The organism is Streptomyces sp. NBC_00775, assembly GCF_036347135.1.
In the GTDB taxonomy this organism is placed as follows: Bacteria; Actinomycetota; Actinomycetes; order Streptomycetales; family Streptomycetaceae; genus Streptomyces; species Streptomyces lutosisoli.
Genome location: NZ_CP108938.1, coordinates 6,239,372 through 6,260,154 on the forward strand (window position 1 = coordinate 6,239,372; position 20,783 = coordinate 6,260,154).

A 20,783-nucleotide genomic window follows, 5' to 3' on the forward strand; every position below is an offset into this window, starting at 1 on the left:
CACCCACGGCCCGGCCGCGGGCCACGCCCCCGAAATCCCCTTCCCGGTACGACATCGCGAGGCGATCACTGTGAACGACACCCAGAACACCGAGGACAAGCTGCGGACCTACCTCAAGCGGGTCACGACGGATCTGCAGGACACCCGCCGTCGCCTGAACGCGATGGAGGAGGCTGCCCACGAGCCGGTCGCGGTGGTGGGGATGAGCTGCCGTTTTCCGGGTGGCGTGGAGTCGCCGGAGGATCTGTGGCGGCTGGTGGAGTCCGGTGCCGATGGTGTGTCGGGTTTTCCGGTGGACCGTGGCTGGGATCTGGAGCGGTTGTTCCATGACGATCCGGATCACCGGGGTACGTCGTATGCCCGGGAGGGTGGGTTCCTGCACAGTGCGGGGGAGTTCGACCCGGCGCTGTTCGGGATCTCGCCGCGTGAGGCCCTCGCGATGGACCCGCAGCAGCGGTTGCTGTTGCAGACCTCCTGGGAGGCGCTGGAACGTTCCGGCATCGACCCGCTGTCCGTCCGCGGCTCCCGCACCGGCGTCTACACGGGCTTCATGTACCACGACTACTTGACGCGCCTGCCCGAGTTGCCGGGAGAGGTCGAGGGTTTCCGTGGCACCGCGGACGTCGGCAGTGTCGCCTCGGGCCGGGTGGCGTACGTGCTCGGTCTGGAGGGGCCGGCGGTCACGGTGGACACGGCGTGCTCGTCGTCGCTGGTCACCGTGCATCTCGCGGTGCAGGCGCTGCGGCGCGGTGAGTGCGGCTTGGCCCTGGCCGGCGGCGTGACCGTGATGTCGACGCCGAACACGTTCGTCGACTTCAGCCGGCAGCGCGGGCTCGCCGCGGACGGCCGCTGCAAGTCGTTCTCGGACGACGCCGACGGCACTGGTTGGGGCGAGGGCGTGGGTGTCCTGGTCCTGGAGAAGCTGTCGGACGCGCGGCGCAACGGGCATCAGGTGCTCGCGGTGATCCGTGGTTCGGCGGTGAACCAGGACGGTGCCTCGAACGGTCTCACGGCGCCCAACGGGCCGTCGCAGCAGCGCGTCATCGAGCAGGCCCTGACCGACGCGGGACTGACCGCGTCCGAGGTGGACGCCGTCGAGGCGCATGGCACGGGCACGCGGCTCGGGGATCCGATCGAGGCGCAGGCGGTGATTGCCGCCTATGGCCAGGACGACCGTGAACAGCCGTTGTATCTCGGTTCGTTGAAGTCGAACATCGGGCATACGCAGGCGGCGGCCGGGGTCGGCGGGATCATCAAGATGGTCCAGGCGATCCGGCACGGCGTCCTGCCGAAGACCCTGCACACCGAGACCCCCACGACCCGGGTCGACTGGTCGGCGGGTGCGGTGGAACTGCTCACCGAGCAGCGGGAGTGGCCGGAGACCGGGCGTCCGCGCCGGGCCGGCATCTCCTCCTTCGGCGTCAGCGGCACCAACGCCCACGTCGTCATCGAACAGGCCCCCATCGAGCAGGCCTCCACCGAGGAAGCGCAGACCGAGGCCCCCGCGCCGGGCCACGCCCTTCCCGCCCTGCCCTTCCTGATCTCGGCCCACTCGGACGAGGCCCTGCGCGACCAGGCGCGGCGTCTCGCGGCGTTCTGGACGTCCGACCTGGAGCCCACTGCCACCCCCGCTTCGGTCGCCTACTCACTGGCGACGACCCGCGCCGCCCTGGAGCACCGGGCAGTCGTCGTCGCGGACGGCCGCCACGACGCGGTGAACGCTCTGCAGGCGGTCGCCCGGGGCGAGACCACGGGCGATGCGGCGCACGGAACGGCACGCCGCGGTCGTACGGCGTTCGTGTTCACGGGGCAGGGGTCTCAGCGGGCCGGTATGGGCCGGGAGTTGTACGAGTCGTTCCCGGTGTTCGCGGAGGCGTTCGACCGGGTGGCGGGGGAGTTGGATCCGCTGCTGGGGCGTCCGTTGGCGGAGGTGATCGCCACTGGGGACGGTCTGGACGAGACGGGTTTTACGCAGCCCGCCGTCTTTGCGGTCGAGGTGGCGTTGTTCCGGCTGGTGGAGTCGTGGGGTGTGCGGCCGGATGTGCTGGCCGGGCATTCGATCGGTGAGATCGCTGCCGCTCATGTGGCGGGGGTGCTGAGCCTGGCGGATGCGTGCCGTCTTGTGGCGGCCCGGGGCCGGTTGATGCAGGCCCTGCCTTTCGGTGGGGTGATGGTGGCGGTGATGGCCTCCGAGGCCGACGTCCTGCCCCTGCTCGACGGGTTCGAGGATCGCGTCGGCATAGGTGCGGTGAACGGGCCCGCGTCCGTGGTCATCTCCGGTGCGGGGGAAGCGGTCGGCGAGATCACGGCCGTACTCAGGGACCGTGGGATCAAGAGCAAGCAGCTCACGGTCAGTCACGCGTTCCACTCTCCGTTGATGGCTCCGATTCTCGATGAATTCGCTTCGGTGGTGGGCGAGTTGGCGTTTTCTCAGCCGCGTATTCCGATCGTGTCGACGGTGACCGGTCAGGCCGCCGTCGACCTGACGGATCCGGGGTACTGGGTGGAGCACGTGCGTCGCCCGGTCCGTTTCCTCGACGCGATCCGCGGTCTGGAGGCGGACGGGGTCACCACGTTCCTGGAGCTGGGTCCGGACGCGATCTGCACCGCGATGGGCAAGTCCTGCGTCACTGGCGATGACACGGTCTTCCTGCCCGCCCTGCGCCGCAAGCGTGGGGAGGTGCGGACCCTGGTGTCCGCGCTGGGTGGGCTGTTCTCCCGGGGCGGGTCCGTGGACTGGGAGGCGTTCTTCGCCGGTACTGGTGCCCGTCGTGTCGATCTGCCCACCTACGCCTTCCAGAACGAGCACTACTGGCTGACCGTCCCTTCCGACGCGACCGGCGGCGACGCCACCGCCTTCGGGCTCACCCCGGTCGCCCACCCGCTGCTCGGCGGTGTCCTCCCCGCGCCCGACTCGGGGGCCGTGACCCTCACCGCCCGGCTGTCGCTGCGCACCCACCCCTGGCTTGCCGACCACACCGTGCACGGCAACGTCGTGCTGCCGGGTGCGGCGGTTCTCGAACTCGCCTTGCAGGCAGGCATGGTGACCGGTGCCGAGCGGCTCGAAGAGCTCACCCTCGAAGCCCCGCTGATGCTGCCGGACGAGGGCGGACTGCACGTACAGCTGCGGCTCGCGGAGCCGGACGAGTCGGGCCGGAGCGCCCTCGCTCTGCACGCGCGCGCCGACGAGGACGGGCCCTGGACGCGGCACGCGAGCGGTGTGCTGTCCGCCGGAGGGGCGGCTGTCGATGCCGGTCTCACCGAGTGGCCGCCCCAGGGTGCCGTACGGGTCGAAACCGCCGCGCTGTACGAGGAGTTGGCTGCGGCCGGCCTCGCCTACGGTCCCGCGTTCCAGGGCGTACGGGCCGCCTGGCGCCGTGGTGAGGAGATCTTCGCCGAGGTGGAGCTGGGCGAACAGGCTGCGCAGGCGAGTCAGTTCGGCTTGCACCCGGCGTTGCTGGACGCCGCGCTGCACGCGCTGTGGCTTGGCCAGGACGACGAAGGCCGGGACAGCGAAAGCCGGGACGGCGAAGGCCAGGGCAAGGAAGGAGGCGGGACCGGAGCGCGGCTTCCCTTCGTCTGGTCCGATGTGAGCCTGCACGCCTCCGGCGCGTCCTCGCTGCGGGTGCGGATCGCCCCGGCCGGAGCCTCCGCGGTCAGTGTGCGGCTGAGTGACGGCACGGGGGCGCCGGTCGCCTCGGTGGGTTCCCTCGCGCTGCGGCCCGTGTCGGCCGCGCAGCTCGGCCGGGCGGGCGTCCGCGACGGCCTCTTCCGCGAGCAGTGGATCGAGCTGCCCGCCACGGACCTTCCGGCCGACCCCGGCCGGATCGCGGTGGTCGGCCCGTGCGCGGCGCGGATGGTTCCGGCGCTCGCCCTGGGCCTGGACTACGACGAGTTCCCCGGCCTCGACGCGCTCACCGAGGTGCCGCCGGTCGTCGTCGTTCCCTTCCTCGGCTTCCCCGGCTTCCCCAATTTCCTCGGCGCATTCCCCGGCGATGCGGGGTCCGGTGTCGGTGCGGTGCATGCGGTGGTGTGCCGGGGTCTTGAGGTGCTGCGGGAGTGGCTGGCGGACGAGCGGTTCGCCGGGTCCCGGCTGGTGTTCGTGACCCGGGGTGCGGCCGGTGAGGCGGTGACGGATCCTGCGGGTGCCGCGCTGTGGGGCCTGGTGCGCTCCGCGCAGGCCGAGCACCCCGGCCGGATCGTCCTCGTGGACCTGGACGACGACCCGACCACGCTCGCTCTGCTCCCCGCCGCGCTCGCCGCGGGCGAACCGGAGGCCGCGGTGCGCGGCGGAGCGGTCCTGGCCCGCAGGCTCGTCCGCGCGGCGGGGCAGCCGGGCCCCGCCGTGGAGTTCGGTTCCGGGACCGTGCTGGTCACCGGGGGTACCGGGACGCTGGGTGCGCTGATGGCTCGGCATCTGGTCACGTCGTACGGGGTGCGGAAGCTGGTGCTTGTGTCGCGGCGGGGGCCGGACGCGCCCGGCGCGGAGGGTCTGGCCGCCGATTTGCGCGGGCTGGGAGCTGAGACGCGGATTGTCTCCGGTGATCTGGCGGAGCGCGAGCAGGTACGTGAACTGCTGTCCTCCATCAGCGACTTGAGCGCGGTGGTGCATACGGCCGGTGTGCTCGACGACGGGCTGCTGACGTCGCTCACCCCGGAGCGGGTGGAGCGTGTGCTGCGGGCGAAGGCGGACGCGGCCTGGTATCTGCACGAGCTGACACGGGAGTTGGATCTGTCGGCGTTCGTGCTGTTCTCCTCGGCGGCCGGGGTGTTCGGCAGCGTCGGGCAGGCCAACTACGCCGCCGCCAATACCTTCTTGGATGCGCTGGCGCGGATGCGGCAGGCTGCCGGTCTGCCGGGTCTGTCCCTGGCGTGGGGGTTGTGGGACGACACCTCCGACGGCAGCGGCAGCGGCAGCGGCATGGGGGGCGGGCTCACCGACGCCGACCGGCGCAGGATCGCCCGGACCGGCATCGTGCCGATCTCCGCCGAACAGGGGCTCGCCCTCTTCGACACCGCCGTCGCGTCCGGAGCCGCCGCCCTCGTACCCGCCTTGCTGGACCTGAAGGCGCTCCGCCGTGCCGACGCGGCACCGTCGCTGTTCCGCGAACTCGTGCCCGCCCCCGCCCGCCCGGCGGCCGCCGGCCAGGGCAGCGGCGTACCGCTGCGGGACCGGCTGCTCGCGCTGCCCGCCGACGAACGTACGCAGGTCGTACGGGATGTGGTGCGCGCGCAGGTCGCCAAGGTCCTCGGCTTCTCCGGACCGCAGGCGGTACCGGTCGACCGCTCCTTCCAGGCGCTCGGCTTCGACTCCCTGAGCACCTTCGAACTGCGCAACGCCCTGGGCGCTCTCACCGGCCTCGGGCTGCCCGCGACGCTCGTCTTCGACTACCCGGACGTCGTCGTCCTGAGCGAGTACCTGCTCTCCCGGCTGCTCCCCGAGGAGGAGCCCGGGTTCCTGGTGCTCGGCCAGATCGACGAACTGGCCACCACGATCGCCGCGATCGGACCCGGCGAGGACACCCTGCGGGCCAAGGCCGAGGTCAGGCTGCGCACCCTGCTGGCGGACCTGAGCGCCACGGCCATGCCGACGCCGCGCGACGACGGGTCCGGCGCGATCGAGTCCGCCACCGCGGACGAACTTCTCGAACTTATCGACGCCGAGTTCAGCTCGCTCTGACCGGCCGACGGACAACCCCGTCCCATCTGGAGAGGAAGGCCGCCGGTGGCGGACGAAACGAAGCTTGTCGAGTACCTCAAGCGGGTCACCAAGGATCTGCGGCAGGCCCATCTGCGCCTGAACGCGATGGAGGAGGCTGCCCACGAGCCGGTCGCGGTCGTGGGGATGAGCTGCCGTTTCCCGGGTGGCGTGGAGTCGCCGGAGGATCTGTGGCGGCTGGTGGAGTCCGGTACCGATGGTGTGTCGGGTTTTCCGGTGGACCGTGGCTGGGATCTGGAGCGGTTGTTCCACGATGACCCGGATCACCGGGGTACGTCGTATGCCCGGGAGGGTGGGTTCCTGCACAGTGCGGGGGAGTTCGACCCGGCGCTGTTCGGGATCTCGCCGCGTGAGGCTCTCGCGATGGACCCGCAGCAGCGGCTGCTGTTGCAGACCTCGTGGGAGGCGTTCGAGCGGGCGGGCATCGACCCGCAGTCGGTCCGCGGCTCCCGCACCGGCGTCTACGCCGGCCTGATGTACCACGACTACGCGTCACGGACGACGTCCCCGCCCGAGGATCTGGAGGGCTATCTGGGCAGCGGCACCGCGGGCAGCATCGCCTCGGGCCGTATCGCCTACACCTTCGGCCTGGAGGGGCCGGCGGTCACGGTGGACACGGCGTGCTCGTCGTCGCTGGTCACCGTGCATCTCGCGGTGCAGGCGCTGCGGCGCGGTGAGTGCACCATGGCTCTGGCGGGCGGCGTGACCGTGATGTCGACGCCGAACACGTTCGTCGACTTCAGCCGACAGCGCGGGCTCGCCGCGGACGGCCGCTGCAAGTCGTTCTCGGACGACGCCGACGGCACCGGCTGGGGCGAGGGCGTGGGTGTCCTGGTGCTGGAGAAGCTGTCGGACGCGCGGCGCAACGGGCACGAGGTGCTCGCGGTGATCCGTGGTTCGGCGGTGAACCAGGACGGTGCCTCGAACGGTCTCACGGCGCCCAACGGGCCGTCGCAGCAGCGCGTCATCGAGCAGGCCCTGACCGACGCGTGCCTCGACGCCCGGGACGTGGACGCGGTGGAGGCGCACGGTACGGGGACCCGGCTCGGGGATCCGATCGAGGCGCAGGCGCTGCTGGCCACGTACGGCCAGGACCGTGAACAGCCCCTCTATCTCGGTTCGTTGAAGTCGAACATCGGGCATACGCAGGCGGCGGCCGGGGTCGGCGGGATCATCAAGATGGTCCAGGCGATCCGGCACGGCGTCCTGCCGAAGACCCTGCACCTGGGAGAGCCGTCCTCGCATGTGGACTGGTCGGCGGGTGCGGTGGAGCTGCTCGCCGAGCGGCGGGAGTGGCCGGAGACCGGGCGTCCGCGCCGGGCCGGTGTCTCCTCCTTCGGGATCAGCGGCACCAACGCCCACGTCGTCATCGAACAGGCCACCGTCGAACAGGCGCCCGTCGAGCAGGCCCCGATCGAGCAGGCCCCCACCGAGGACGCCGGAACCGAGGACCCCGCAGCGGGCGACTCCCTTCGCGCCCTCCCCGTCCCACCCGTCCTCCCTGCCCTCCCCGTCCTCCCTGTCCTTCCGGCCATGCCCTTCCTCCTCTCGGCCGCCACGGAGACCGCCCTGAAGGGCCAGGCGGAGAGACTGCTGCGGCACCTGAGCGACCGTCCCGAAACGGACCTCGGTGCCCTCGCCCGCTCCCTGGCCGTCACACGCGCCGCCCGGCTGCGGCACCGCGCCGCCGTCGTCGCCCACGATCACGGCGGCCTCGTCGCCGCCCTCACCGCCCTGACCCGCGGCGAACCGCACGACCAGCTCGTGCAGGGCAGCCCCCAAGAGGGCCCGCTGGCCTTCCTGTTCACCTTCCAAGGCAGCCAGCGCCCCGGCATGGGCCGGGAGCTGTACGCGGCCTTCCCCGCCTACGCCGAGGCCTTCGACCAGGTCTGTGCGGCCCTGGACCCGTACCTCTCGCGGCCGTTGAAGGACGTCGTCCTGGCCGCCGAAGACACCGAGGAAGCCGACCTCGTCCACCGCACGGGCTGGTCCGCCCCCGCGATCTTCGCCCTCGAAGTCGCCCTGTACCGCCTTCTCGAACACTGGGGTGTCCGCCCCGACCTCGTCTCCGGCGGCTCCCTTGGCGACTATGCCGCCCTGCACGCGGCGGGCGTCCTCACCCTGGAGGAGACCGCACGGCTGCTGACCACTCGCAGCCGGCTCATCGAGGCGCTCCCCGAAGGCGGCGCCATGATCGCCGTCGAGGCGTCCGAGGCCGAGGTCAGGGACAGCCTCGACGAGCTCGCCGCCACGGGCCGTGCCTCGCTCGCCCTCGTCAACGGGCCGCGTGCCGTGGTCGTCTCCGGCGACGAGGACGCCGTCCGCGCCGTCGGCGAGCACTGGAGCGGCCAGGGTCGCAGAACCCGTCACGTCGACGTCAGCCACGCCTTCCACTCCGCGCACATGGAGCCGGTGCTCGCCCCCTTCGGCGAGGTGGCGCGGCAGCTGGACTACCGCGCCCCGCGCGTCCCCATGGTCGACGGTCTCACCGGCCGCCTCTTCGACGACGGCGAGATCCCCGGCGCCGACTACTGGGTGCGGCACATACGGGACGGCGCGCGCTTCCACGACAGCGTGCGCACCCTGGAGAGCCAGGGCGTGGCGACGTACCTCGAAGTCGGCCCCGTCGACATGCAGACCCGTATGGGCCTCGACTGCGTCGAGCACACGGACGCCGCCGCGCTGGTCCCCTCGCTGCGCCGCGGCCTGCCCGAGGTGCCCAGCCTGGTCACCGCGCTGGCCCGGCTGCACACGCGTGGCATCGCCGTCGACTGGTCCGTGTTCTTCGCCCCCCTCGGCACCGCCGCCACCGCGTTGCCCACCTACGCCTTCGACCGGCAGCACCTGTGGCTGCCCGCCGACGCCGCCCCGGGTGACGTGGCCTCGCTCGGCCTGAGCCCCGTGGGGCATCCGCTGCTCGGCGCCGGGATCGCCCTCGCCGACGGCGAGAGTCACCTGTTCACCGGCCGGCTCTCCCTGAGCAGCCACCCGTGGCTCGCCGACCACGCCGTGCACGGCACCGTCCTCGTTCCGGGCGCCGCGCTCGTCGGCCTCGTCCTGCGCGCGGGGGAGCAGGCCGGCGTCACCACGCTCGACGAGCTCACCCTGGAAGCCCCGCTGGTCCTGCCGGAACACGGCGCCGTACAGCTTCAGTTGAGGCTCGACGCGGCGGACGCCGACGGCTGTGTCCCGGTGACCCTGCACGCGCGCACCGACGAGGACGGGCCGTGGACACGGCACGCGAGCGGTGTGCTGTCCACCGGGGGAGCGGTTGCCGACGCCGGTCTCACCGAGTGGCCGCCCCAGGGTGCCGTACGGGTCGAAACAGGCTCGCTGTACGAGGAGTTGGCCGCTGCCGGACTCGCCTACGGCCCCGCCTTCCAGGGCGTACGGGCCGCCTGGCGCCGTGGCGCGGAGATCTTCGCCGAGGTGGAGCTCGCGGACCGGGAGGCGGCCGACGCGGACCGGTTCGGGCTGCACCCGGCGCTGCTCGACGCGGCGCTGCACGCGCTGTGGTTCGGCCAGGGCGACGGGGACGCGGACGGCGAAGACAGGGAGTCCGGAGCGCGGCTTCCCTTCGTCTGGTCCGATGTCACCCTGCACGCCTCCGGCGCCACCGCCCTGCGCGTCCGGCTCGCGCCGGTGCGGGGCCGCGACGCGATGACGCTGACCCTGGCCGACCCTGAGGGCGCGCCCGTCGCCACGGTCGACGCCCTTGCCCTGCGCCCCGTCACCGCGGGCCACCTCGCGGGCGCCGCCCACCGGGACGCGCTCTTCCAGGAGGAGTGGGTGTCCGCGCCCACGCCCGCCGCGCGGCCCACGACACTCGCCGTGCTCGCCGACGTGGCCGGAGTGGCTGGTGTGGCCGGTAAGAGTGAAGCGGCTGGTGCGGAGGTGGCCGACGCCCTCGGCTGCGCCACGGCCGGACGGCTCGCGGATCTGACCACCGTTCCCGACGTGGTCGTCGTTCCCTTCCTCGACTCGCCCGGAGATGCGGGGTCCGGTGTCGGTGCGGTGCATGCGGTGGTGCGCCGGGGTCTTGAGCTGCTGCGGGAGTGGCTGGCGGAGGAGCGGTTCGCCGGGTCCCGGCTGGTGTTCCTGACCCGGGGTGCGGCCGGTGAGGCGGTGACGGATCCTGCGGGTGCCGCGCTGTGGGGCCTGGTGCGCTCCGCGCAGAGCGAGCACCCCGGACGGCTGGTTCTGGCGGACATCGACGGCAACGCGGCCCTCGACCAGCTCGTGGCCCACCTCGGCGGCGACGAACCGCAGCTGGTGGTGCGCGACGGCGCCGTCGGCGCGGCCCGGCTGACCCGGGCCGCGGTCGACACCGCTGCCGGGCCGGCCGACTTCGGCACGGGGACGGTCCTGGTGACCGGGGGTACCGGGACGCTGGGTGCGCTGATGGCTCGGCATCTGGTCACGTCGTACGGGGTGCGGAAGCTGGTGCTTGTGTCGCGGCGGGGGCCGGACGTGCCCGGCGCGGAGGGTCTGGCCGCCGACTTGCGCGGGCTGGGCGCCGAGACGCGGATTGTCTCCGGTGATCTGGCGGAGCGCGAGCAGGTACGTGAACTGCTGTCCTCCATCAGCGACTTGAGCGCGGTGGTGCATACGGCCGGTGTGCTCGACGACGGGTTGCTGACGTCGCTCACCCCGGAGCGGGTGGAGCGTGTGCTGCGGGCGAAGGCGGACGCGGCCTGGTATCTGCACGAGCTGACGGGGGAGTTGGATCTGTCGGCGTTCGTGCTGTTCTCCTCGGCGGCCGGGGTGTTCGGCAGTGCCGGGCAGGCCAACTACGCCGCCGCGAACAGCTTCTTGGATGCGCTGGCGCGGATGCGGCAGGCTTCCGGTCTGCCGGGTCTGTCCCTGGCGTGGGGGTTGTGGGACGACACCTCCGACGGCAGCGGCAGCGGCATGGGCGGCGGGCTCAGCGACGCCGACCGGGACAGGATCGCCCGCTCGGGCTTCCTGCCCCTCAGCAGCGAGCAGGGGCTCGCCCTCTTCGACGCCGCCCTCGCCGCCGACACCCCCGTGCTCGTGCCCGTCCCCGTCGACCCCGCCGTGCTCGCCGCTCGTACGAACCTTCCGCACCTGCTGCGCGGCCTGGTCCGCACCCCGGCGCGCGGGAGGAACACCCGACAGGCCGCGGCAGGCGCCGCGGGCCGGCGCCCCGGCGCCACCGGCCTGCGCGACGAACTCCTCGCCCTGCCCGCCGACGCACGCGCCGACCGGGTGCTCGACCTCGTCCGCACCCGGATCGCGGCCGCCCTCGGCCACCCGGACCCGCGCACCACGGACGTGGGCCAGGCCTTCCGCGAGCTCGGCTTCGACTCGCTCAGCTCCACCGAGCTGCGCAACACGCTCGCCTCGGCCACCGGGCTGCGGCTGCCCGCGACCCTGGTCTTCGACCACCCCAATCCGCGTGCCCTCGCCGACCACCTGCTCACCGAACTGCTCGGCGGGGACACCGAGGAGACCCCCCGCCCCGCCACCGGCGCCACGGCGTCCAACGCGCCCGACGCGCCCGACGACGACCCGATCGTCGTGATCGGCATGAGCTGCCGCTACCCCGGCGGCGTCGAGACGCCCGAGGACCTGTGGCGGCTGGTGCTCGACGGCGCCGACGGCATCACCCCGTTTCCCGAGGACCGGGGCTGGCACACCGAGAGCCTCTACCACCCCGACCCGGACCACCGGGGTACCTCGTACGCCCGCGAAGGCGGATTCCTGCACGAGGCCGGCGACTTCGACGCTGGGTTCTTCGGGATCTCGCCGCGCGAGGCCCTCGCCATGGACCCGCAGCAGCGGCTGCTCCTCCAGACCTCCTGGGAGGCACTGGAACGCTCCGGCATCGACCCGCTGTCCGTCCGCGGCTCCCGCACCGGCGTCTTCACCGGCCTGATGTACCGCGACTACCTCAGCAGGCTTCCCGCCATCCCCGAGGAACTCGAAGGCTTCCGCGGCACCGGCGCCTCCGGCAGCGTGGCCTCCGGCCGCGTCTCGTACACCCTCGGCCTCGAAGGCCCGGCCATGACCGTGGACACGGCGTGCTCGTCGTCGCTGGTCACGGTGCATCTGGCGGCACAGGCGCTACGGCGCGGAGAGTGCACCCTCGCCCTCGCGGGCGGCGCCACGGTGATGGCGTCCCCGACGGCACTGATCGACTTCAGCCGGCAACGCGGACTCGCGCCCGACGGCCGCTGCAAGTCGTTCTCCGACACCGCCGACGGCACTGGCTGGGGCGAGGGCGTGGGTGTCCTGGTCCTGGAGCGGTTGTCGGACGCGCGGCGCAACGGGCACGAGGTGCTCGCGGTGATCCGTGGTTCGGCGGTGAACCAGGACGGTGCCTCGAACGGTCTGACCGCCCCCAACGGGCCGTCGCAGCAGCGGGTGATCCGGGCCGCGCTGGCGGACGCGGGACTGACCGCGTCCGAGGTGGACGCGGTGGAGGCGCACGGTACGGGGACCCGGCTCGGGGATCCGATCGAGGCGCAGGCGGTGCTGGCCACGTACGGCCAGGACCGTGAACAGCCCCTCTATCTCGGTTCGTTGAAGTCGAACATCGGGCATACGCAGGCGGCGGCCGGGGTCGGCGGGATCATCAAGATGGTCCAGGCGATCCGGCACGGCGTCCTGCCGAAGACCCTGCACCTGGGAGAGCCGTCCTCGCATGTGGACTGGTCGGCGGGTGCGGTGGAGCTGCTCGCCGAGCGGCGGGAGTGGCCGGAGACCGGGCGTCCGCGCCGGGCCGGTGTCTCCTCCTTCGGGATCAGCGGCACCAACGCCCACGTCGTCATCGAACAGGCCCCCGCAGAGGCCGACGGACCGGAGCCGCAGCAGCGGACTTCGGGTGACACCGACGGCCGGCTCGTGCCCTGGACCCTCTCGGCGAAGTCGCGAGCCGCCCTGCGCGGCCAGGCCGAGAAACTGCTGAGCCACCTGCGCGACCACCCCGAGCTCGACGTGGTCGACATCGCCCACTCCCTGCTCACGACCCGCTCGGCCTTCGAGCACAGGACCGTTCTGCTCGGCAGGAACCGCGACGACTTCCTCACCGCCGTCGCCGCCTTCGCGGCGGGGGAGACAGCTCCCGCACCCGCTCCCGAGCACGGCGGCCGTACGGCGTTCGTGTTCACGGGGCAGGGGTCTCAGCGGGCCGGTATGGGCCGGGAGTTGTACGAGTCCTTCCCTGTGTTCGCGGAGGCGTTCGACCGGGTGGCGGGGGAGTTGGATCCGCTGCTGGGGCGTTCGTTGGCGGAGGTGATCGCTTCCGGGGACGGTCTGGACGAGACAGGCTTTACGCAGCCCGCCGTCTTTGCGGTCGAGGTGGCGTTGTTCCGGCTGGTGGAGTCGTGGGGCGTACGTCCTGACGTGCTGGCCGGGCATTCGATCGGTGAGATCGCTGCCGCGCATGTGGCCGGGGTGCTGAACCTGGCGGACGCGTGCCGCCTGGTCGCGGCCCGGGGCCGGTTGATGCAGGCGCTGCCCTCCGGTGGGGTGATGGTGGCGGTGATGGCCTCGGAAGCCGATGTCCTGCCGCTGCTGGACGGGTTCGAGGACCGTGTCGGCATCGGTGCCGTCAATGGGCCGACGTCCGTGGTCATCTCCGGTGCGGGGGAAGCGGTCGGCGAGATCACGGCCGTACTGAAGGACCGTGGGATCAAGAGCAAGCAGCTCACGGTCAGTCACGCCTTCCACTCCCCGCTGATGGCTCCGGTCCTCGATGAATTCGCGTCGCTGGTCGCCGAGTTGGAGCTCTCCCAGCAGAAGATCCCGGTCGTCTCCACGGTCACTGGTGATGCGAGCGGCGACTGGGCCGATCCGGCGTACTGGGTGGAGCACGTGCGTCGCCCGGTCCGTTTCCTCGACGCGATTCGTGCCCTGGAGGACGACGGGGTCACCACCTTCCTGGAGCTGGGTCCGGACGCGGTCTGCACGGCGATGGGCAAGTCCTGCGCCACCGGCGATGACACGGTCTTCCTGCCCGCCCTGCGCCGCGGTCGTCCCGAAGCCAGGACTCTCACCGCCGCTGTCTCCGGGCTGCTCACGGGTGGCATCCCCCTGGAGGGCGGACGCCGGGTCGAGTTGCCCACCTACGCCTTCCAGAACCGGCGTTATTGGCTGGAGGCCCCGCGGGCGGTCCGTACGGACGACGACGAGTCCGGTGTCGTACTCGAACTGCCCGAGGATTCCGGGGACTTCGAGCCGCAGCCCGTCGCGGACCCCGCGCACCTGGTGGCGCTGGCGCCGCCCGAGCGTGAGCGGGAACTGCGCGAGTACGTGCGCACGACGGTCGCGACCGTTTTCGGCCATGAGTCCCCGGACGACGTCGACCTGGCCCAGAGCTTCAAGGTGCTCGGCATCGACTCGCTCACCGCGGTCGAACTGCGGGACCGGATCGTCGCGGTCACCGGACTGCGGCTGCCGCCCACCCTGCTCTTCGACTGCCCGACGCCGCTCGACCTGGTGTCACGGCTGCGGGAAGAGGTGGAGGCCGCCGCCGCGGCGGCCGGGCCGACCTCGGTGCACGCCGCGCTCGACCGGCTGGAGAGCCTGCTCGGCGGGGCCGCCGGCACGGCGGTGGAGGAACCCGGCGAGATAGCCGAGCGGCTCCGCACGCTCCTCGCGGCCTGGGACGACCACGCGGCCGGCCCGCTCGACGAGGACGACGGCACCGATCTGGGGTCGGCCTCGGCACAGGAGCTCTTCGACCTCCTCGACGCCGAGCTGGAGACCCCGTGAACCACCGCCACGAGCCACCCGCTTACCACCGCCACGAGCCACCCGTGAACCACCGCCACGAGTCACCCATGAACCACCACCACAAGACGTCCACGAACCGCCGTGTTGACCCGCTGAGGCAGGGGGAGCCTTATGTCCGACGATGAGAAGCTGCTCGACTACCTGAAACGCGCCACCGCCGATCTGCGCGACACCAAGCGCAGGCTGCGCGAGGCCGAGGAGAAGGAACACGAGCCCATCGCCGTCGTCGGCATGAGCTGCCGGCTGCCCGGTGAGGTGAAGAGCCCCGACGACCTGTGGCAGCTCACCGCCGACGAACGCGACGCGATCTCCGGGTTCCCCGCCAACCGCGGCTGGCACACCGACGAGCTGGACACCGCCACGCTTCAGGGCGGATTCCTCTACGACGCCCCGGAGTTCGACGCCGACTTCTTCGGCATCTCGCCGCGCGAGGCGCTCGCCATGGACTCCCAGCAGCGGATGCTGCTGGAGACCGCCTGGGAGGCGTTCGAGCACGCGGGCATCGACCCGACGTCCGTACGCGCCACCCCCGTGGGGGTCTTCACCGGCGTGAACCAGCACGGCTACGCCTCCGACGTGGGCGAGCTGCCCGAGGGCGTCGGCGGCTACCTCTCCACCGGAGTCTCCGGCAGCGTGGCCTCCGGCCGCGTCGCCTACTTCATGGGGCTCGAAGGCCCCGCCGTCACCCTCGACACGGCCTGCTCGTCGTCCCTGGTCGCCGTGCACCTGGCCGTGCAGGCGCTGCGGCGCGGCGACTGCACCATGGCTTTGGCGGGCGGCGTGACCGTCATGTCGACGCCGGGCGCCTTCGTGGAGTTCAGCAAGCAGGGGGCACTCTCCGGCGACGGCCGCTCCAAGTCGTTCGCGGCGGCCGCCGACGGCACGGGCTGGGGCGAGGGCGTCACCACCCTGCTCATCGAGAAGCTGTCCGACGCGCGCAAGCGCGGCCACCAGGTCCTCGCGGTGATCCGCGGTACGGCGGTCAACCAGGACGGCACCACCAACGGACTGACCGCCCCCAGCGGCAAGGCGCAGCAGCGCGTCATCCGGGCCGCGCTCGCCGACGCCCGGCTGCGGCCCCAGGACGTGGACGCGGTGGAGGCGCACGGTACGGGGACCCGGCTCGGGGATCCGATCGAGGCGCAGGCGCTGCTGGCCACGTACGGCCAGGACCGTGAAGTGCCCTTGTACCTCGGTTCGTTGAAGTCGAACATCGGGCACACCATGGCCGCCGCCGGGGCCGGCGGGATCATCAAGATGGTCCAGGCGCTCCGGCACGGCGTCCTGCCGAAGTCCCTGCACATCGACGCGCCTTCGCCGCACATCGACTGGACGGCCGGCTCCGTCGAGCTGCTCACCGAGGCCCGTGCCTGGCCGGAGACCGGGCGCCCGCGCCGGGCCGGCGTCTCCTCCTTCGGTATGAGCGGTACCAACGCCCATATCGTCCTGGAACAGGCCCCCGCAGAGGAGCCGGCCGCCCAGGACACCCCGGCGGAGCGGCCCGCGGGAACCCTCGTCCCCTGGACGCTGTCCGCCCGCACCGACGCCGCCCTGCGCGGCCAGGCCGAGCGTCTCCTCGCCCACCTGGACCGGCACCCGGACGCCGAGCCCGTCGCCGTCGCCCACTCCCTGGCGGCCGGCCGGGCCCATCTGGAACACCGTGCGGTCCTCATCGCCGCCGACCGCGAGGAGTTCGCGCTGCGGCTCAAGGAACTCGCCCTCGGCGAACCCGCTCCGGGAGTCGTCCGGAACGTCGTGACCGGGGACCGGTCCGGACCGGTGTTCGTGTTCCCTGGTCAGGGGTCGCAGTGGCAGGGGATGGCGGTCGAACTGCTGGACGCGGAGCCGGTGTTCGGTGCGCGGATGGCGGAGTGTGACCGGGCTCTGTCCGTGCATGTGGACTGGTCGCTCGGTGCGGTGCTGCGGGGTGAGGCGGGTGCTCCCGGGTTCGACCGGGTGGATGTGGTGCAGCCGGTGCTGTTCGCGGTGATGGTGTCGCTGGCGGCGTTGTGGCGGTCGTATGGGGTGGAGCCCGCCGCGGTGGTGGGGCACTCGCAGGGTGAGATCGCGGCCGCGTGTGTGGCCGGTGCGCTGTCCCTCGAAGACGCGGCGCTTGTTGTCGCGTTGCGGAGTCAGGCGATCCGGGAGATCGCCGGACACGGCGGGATGATGTCGGTGCCGTTGCCGGTGGCCGAGGTCGAGGAGCGCATCGCGGGGTACGCGGATGTGTCGGTGGCCGCGGTCAACGGGCCGCGGTCCACGGTGATCGCGGGCGGTGCGCTCGCGCTGGACGAGTTGCTGGCCGCGTACGAGGCCGACGGTGTACGCGCCCGCCGCGTCCCCGTCGACTACGCCTCGCACTCCCCGCATGTCGAGGCGATCGAGGAGCGCCTCGCCGAACTCCTCGCCCCTGTACGGCCGCTCACCCCGAGCGTTCCGTTCCACACGAGCGTGGACGGCGAGATCCGGCCTGCCTTCGACGCCGGCTACTGGTACCGCAACCTGCGCAACACCGTGCGGTTCGAACGGACTCTGCGTGAGCTGCTCGCCGACGGCCATCGCCGCTTCGTCGAGATCAGCCCCCACCCGGTCCTGCTGCCCGGCGTCCAGGAGACCATAGAGACGGCCGGCACGCACGGCGCCTTCGCCGGGGAGACGCTCCGCCGCCACCATGGCGGCCCGGAGAAGTTCCTCTCCTCCGTCGCCGAGCTGTACGTGCGCGGCGGCTCCGTCGACTGGATGGCGGCCGCCCCCACCGACGCGGCACACCGGGTGCCGCTGCCCACGTACGCCTTCCAGCGGCAGCACTTCTGGCTGGAGTCCGGCACCGGCAGCGGTGACGTGGCCGCCGCCGGCCTCAGTGCCGTGGGGCATCCCCTCGCGGCGGCCGCGGTCGGCCTGCCGGGCAGCGGGGACCTGCTGTTCACCGGGCGCGTGTCCCTGCGCAGCCACCCCTGGGCCGCCGACCGCACGGTGCACGGCGTGCCCGCACCCGGCGACGCCGTACTCGCCGAACTCGCCCTCGGCGTCGGAGAGCGCGGCGGCGTACCGCACCTGGCCGAACTGGCCGTCCACGCACCCCTGCTCGTCCCCGGACAGGGCGCCGCCCAGCTGCGCCTCGTCCTGAGCGAGGGCGACAGCGACGGCGACGGCGCCCGCGGGTTCACCGTGCACAGCAGGGCCGAGGACGCACCGGACGGTACGGACTGGACGCTGCACGCCACCGGCACCCTCACCGGCGCCCGGCCCGAGGCGGAGCAGCCGGCGCCGCCCGCCGTATGGCCGCCGCGCGACGCCGAACCCGTAGACCCGGAGACGGTGTACGACCTGCTCGCGGCACGCGGCCTCGGGCACGGCCCGGCCTTCGCACTGCTCGACGAGGTGTGGCGGCACGGCGACGAGCTGTACGCGCAGACCACGCTGCCGGACGGCCAGCAGGACCGGGTGGGGGCCGACGGCGGCTTCGCCCTGCATCCGGCGCTGCTCGACGCGGCGCTGCAACCGCTTCTCGCCGACCTCGCCGACCTCGCCGAGGACAGCGACGGCCTGCTGCTGCCCTCGGCCTGGACCGCGCTGACCCTGCACGCCACCGGGGCGAAGGTGCTGCGCACCAGGGTCGCCCGCACCGGCGCGCACACGGCGACCGTGACCTCCGTGGACGCGGCCGGACACCCGGTCCTCACGGGCACCGTGCACCTCGCACCCGTCGACCCCACGGCCTATGTGTCACGACTGCCGCTGCCCGACGCCCTGTTCGGCGTCGAGTGGCACGAGATCGAGGCGGCGGAGGCGGCGGAGGCGACGAAGGCGCGGGACGGCGACTGGGCGGTCATCGGATTCCCGTCCGACGGTCTGTCCGGCGGTCTGTCCGGCGTTCCGTTCGGAGACGCGGACGCGAACCCCCGCTACCCCGACCTCACCGCGCTCTCCGACGCCCTGCACGCGGGCGTCGCCGTGCCGTCGTACGTACGCGTCGACGTGCCGGCCCTGGGCGAAGACACGGCAACGGCCGTCATCGGCGTCCGCGCCCTCCTGGACGCCTGGATCTCCGACGCGCGCCTCAGTGACTCCTCGCTGGTCCTGGTCAGCCGGAGCGGCGAACGAGTCGTCGAGGGCGACGAGGTACCGGACCCGGCGGTCGCAGCGGTCCGCGGCCTGGTCCGGGCGTGGCAGCAGACGCACCCGGGCCGGGCCACGCTCCTGGACACGGACGGCGCCACGGACGGCGATCCGTACGGCGGTGATCCGCGGGGTGTTCTCGCCGTCGCCGCCGCCGTCGCCACCGGTGAGCCCGACCTCGCCCTGCGGGCGGGAGACCTGCGTGTCCGCCGGCTGGTACGGCAGCAGGCCACCGAGTCCACCGAGTCCACCAAGTCCACCGGTGACCTCACGGCCGCCGGCACGATCCTGCTCACCGCGGCGGCGGGCGACCCGCGCACCGCCGTCCTCGCCCACCACCTGACCGCGGTGCGCGGGGCACGTCATCTGACCGTCGCCGTGCCGCTGCGCGAAGTGGCGGAACTCCAGGCCGAGTTGGACCGTCTCGGGGCCGACGTCCGGGTGTGCGCCGCGGACCTCACCGACCGCACCGCCACCACCGAGCTGTGCGCGTCCCCGGCGGCGGGGCACCCGCTGACCGGGGTGGTGCACCTGGCGGGCGGCGGGACGCATCCCGATCTGGCCGCCGAACTGGCCGCCGCCCGGCATCTGGACGAGGCGGCCCGGTCCACCGACACCGCGGTGTTCCTGCTGATACCGGGCGCGGGCGACCTTCTCGGCGCCGGCCAGGACACGGACACCGCGGCACTCGCCGCGCACCTCGACGCCCTCGCCGCCCGGCGCCGGGCCGCCGGACTTCCGGCCGCGGTGCTCGGCTGGTCGCCCACCGCCGAAGCCTTCGGCGGGCTGCGGCCCGCGTCGCCCACCGAGGCGCTCAGGCTCTTCGACGCGACCGCCGACACGGCACGCACCGTCGCCTTCGTACGGCCCGACCTGGCCGCCGTGCGCGAGGCCGGAACCGCCGTACCGGCCCTGCTGCGCTCCCTGATCAGGCCCGGTGCGCGCCGCGCCGTCAACACCGCGCCCGGCGGCAGCGACGCCCTGCGCGCCCGGCTCGCCGGTCTCACCCCCGCCGAGCGGGAGAGCGAACTCCTCCCTCTCGTACGGGCCACCACCGCGGCCGTCCTCGGCCACGCCTCGCCCGACGCGGTCGACCCCGACCGGTCGTTCGTCGAGCTGGGCATCGAGTCCATCACCGCCACCCAGCTGCGCACCCGCCTCACCGAGGCCACCGCCCTCGCGCTGCCCGTCACCCTGGTCTTCGACCACCCGACGGCCACCCTGCTCGCCCGGCACCTGGCCGAGTCCTTCGCTGACGGCGGGCAGGGCCCGGCCCCGCAGGGCGCGGCAGCCGAAGGCACCCTCGTACGGCTCTTCCGGCAGGGGCTCGAACTGGGCAGGCCCACCGAGGCCGTTCAGCTCCTGACGGCCGCCGCGCGTCTCGAACCGGGCTTCGCGACCCGGGAGGACATCTCCCGCCGGCCGAGCCCCGTGCGGCTCGCGCGCGGCACCTCGGGACCGGCCGTCTACTGCTTCCCCTCGCTCAGCGCCATTTCCGGGCCGCACGAGTACCTGCGCTTCGCGGCCGCCCTCCAGGGCGTCTGCGATGTCACGGTCCTTCCGCAACCCGGCTACCTCGACGGCGAACAGCTGCCCGCCGACCGCAAGGCGCTCGCCCGTGCCCAGGCCGAGGCGCTCCTAGAGGAGTCCGGCGGCGCGCCCGCCGTGCTGCTCGGCCGTTCCTCCGGCGGCTGGATCGCCCACCAAGTGGCCCAGGAACTGGAGGAGATGGGGCGGCCCGCGGCCGGGGTGATCCTGCTCGACACCTACTCGCGCAGCGCCGACCGCTACAGCCTGCCGTTGATGACCTCCCAGATGCTGGTGAACGCCGACGACCTCTTCGTCCCCCTGGACGACCGGCGGCTGACCGCGATGGGCCGCTACATCGGCATCCACAGCGACTGGCGGCCCACCGCCCACGACACGCCGAGCGTGCTGCTGCGGGCCGCCGACCCGGTGCCCGGAGTGCCGGCCGACACCTCGGCGCTCGAAGGGGGGCGGCCGGGCTGGGAGTTCACCACCTACCGGATCGAAGTGCCCGGCGACCACTTCTCGATGCTCGACGCACACGCCGCCACGACCGCCGAGGCGGTCACGGCCTGGCTCGGGCAGACCCGGCCGACGACAGACCGCGCGACAGCACCGGCACCGGCATGACAGACGACCGGCCGCGCGACGGAACCGG

At 72.9% G+C, this 20,783-nt stretch carries 2 protein-coding genes and 1 pseudogene; all 3 read left to right on the forward strand.

Going from position 1 to position 20,783, the window contains the following annotated elements; translation table 11 throughout:
- Positions 1–34 precede the first annotated feature (34 nt).
- Positions 35–5,680 (forward strand): type I polyketide synthase, encoded by a 5,646-nt coding sequence (locus OIC96_RS27930; RefSeq protein WP_406502270.1) that lies wholly within the window; start codon positions 35–37, stop codon positions 5,678–5,680.
- A gap of 45 nt (positions 5,681–5,725) precedes the next feature.
- Positions 5,726–14,458, forward strand: coding sequence for a type I polyketide synthase (locus OIC96_RS27935; protein ID WP_330305207.1), 8,733 nt, complete (start codon positions 5,726–5,728; stop codon positions 14,456–14,458).
- Positions 14,459–14,608: 150 nt separating this feature from the next.
- Positions 14,609–20,755, forward strand: a pseudogene (locus OIC96_RS27940) (acyltransferase domain-containing protein); the annotation flags it as partial.
- Positions 20,756–20,783 lie beyond the last annotated feature (28 nt).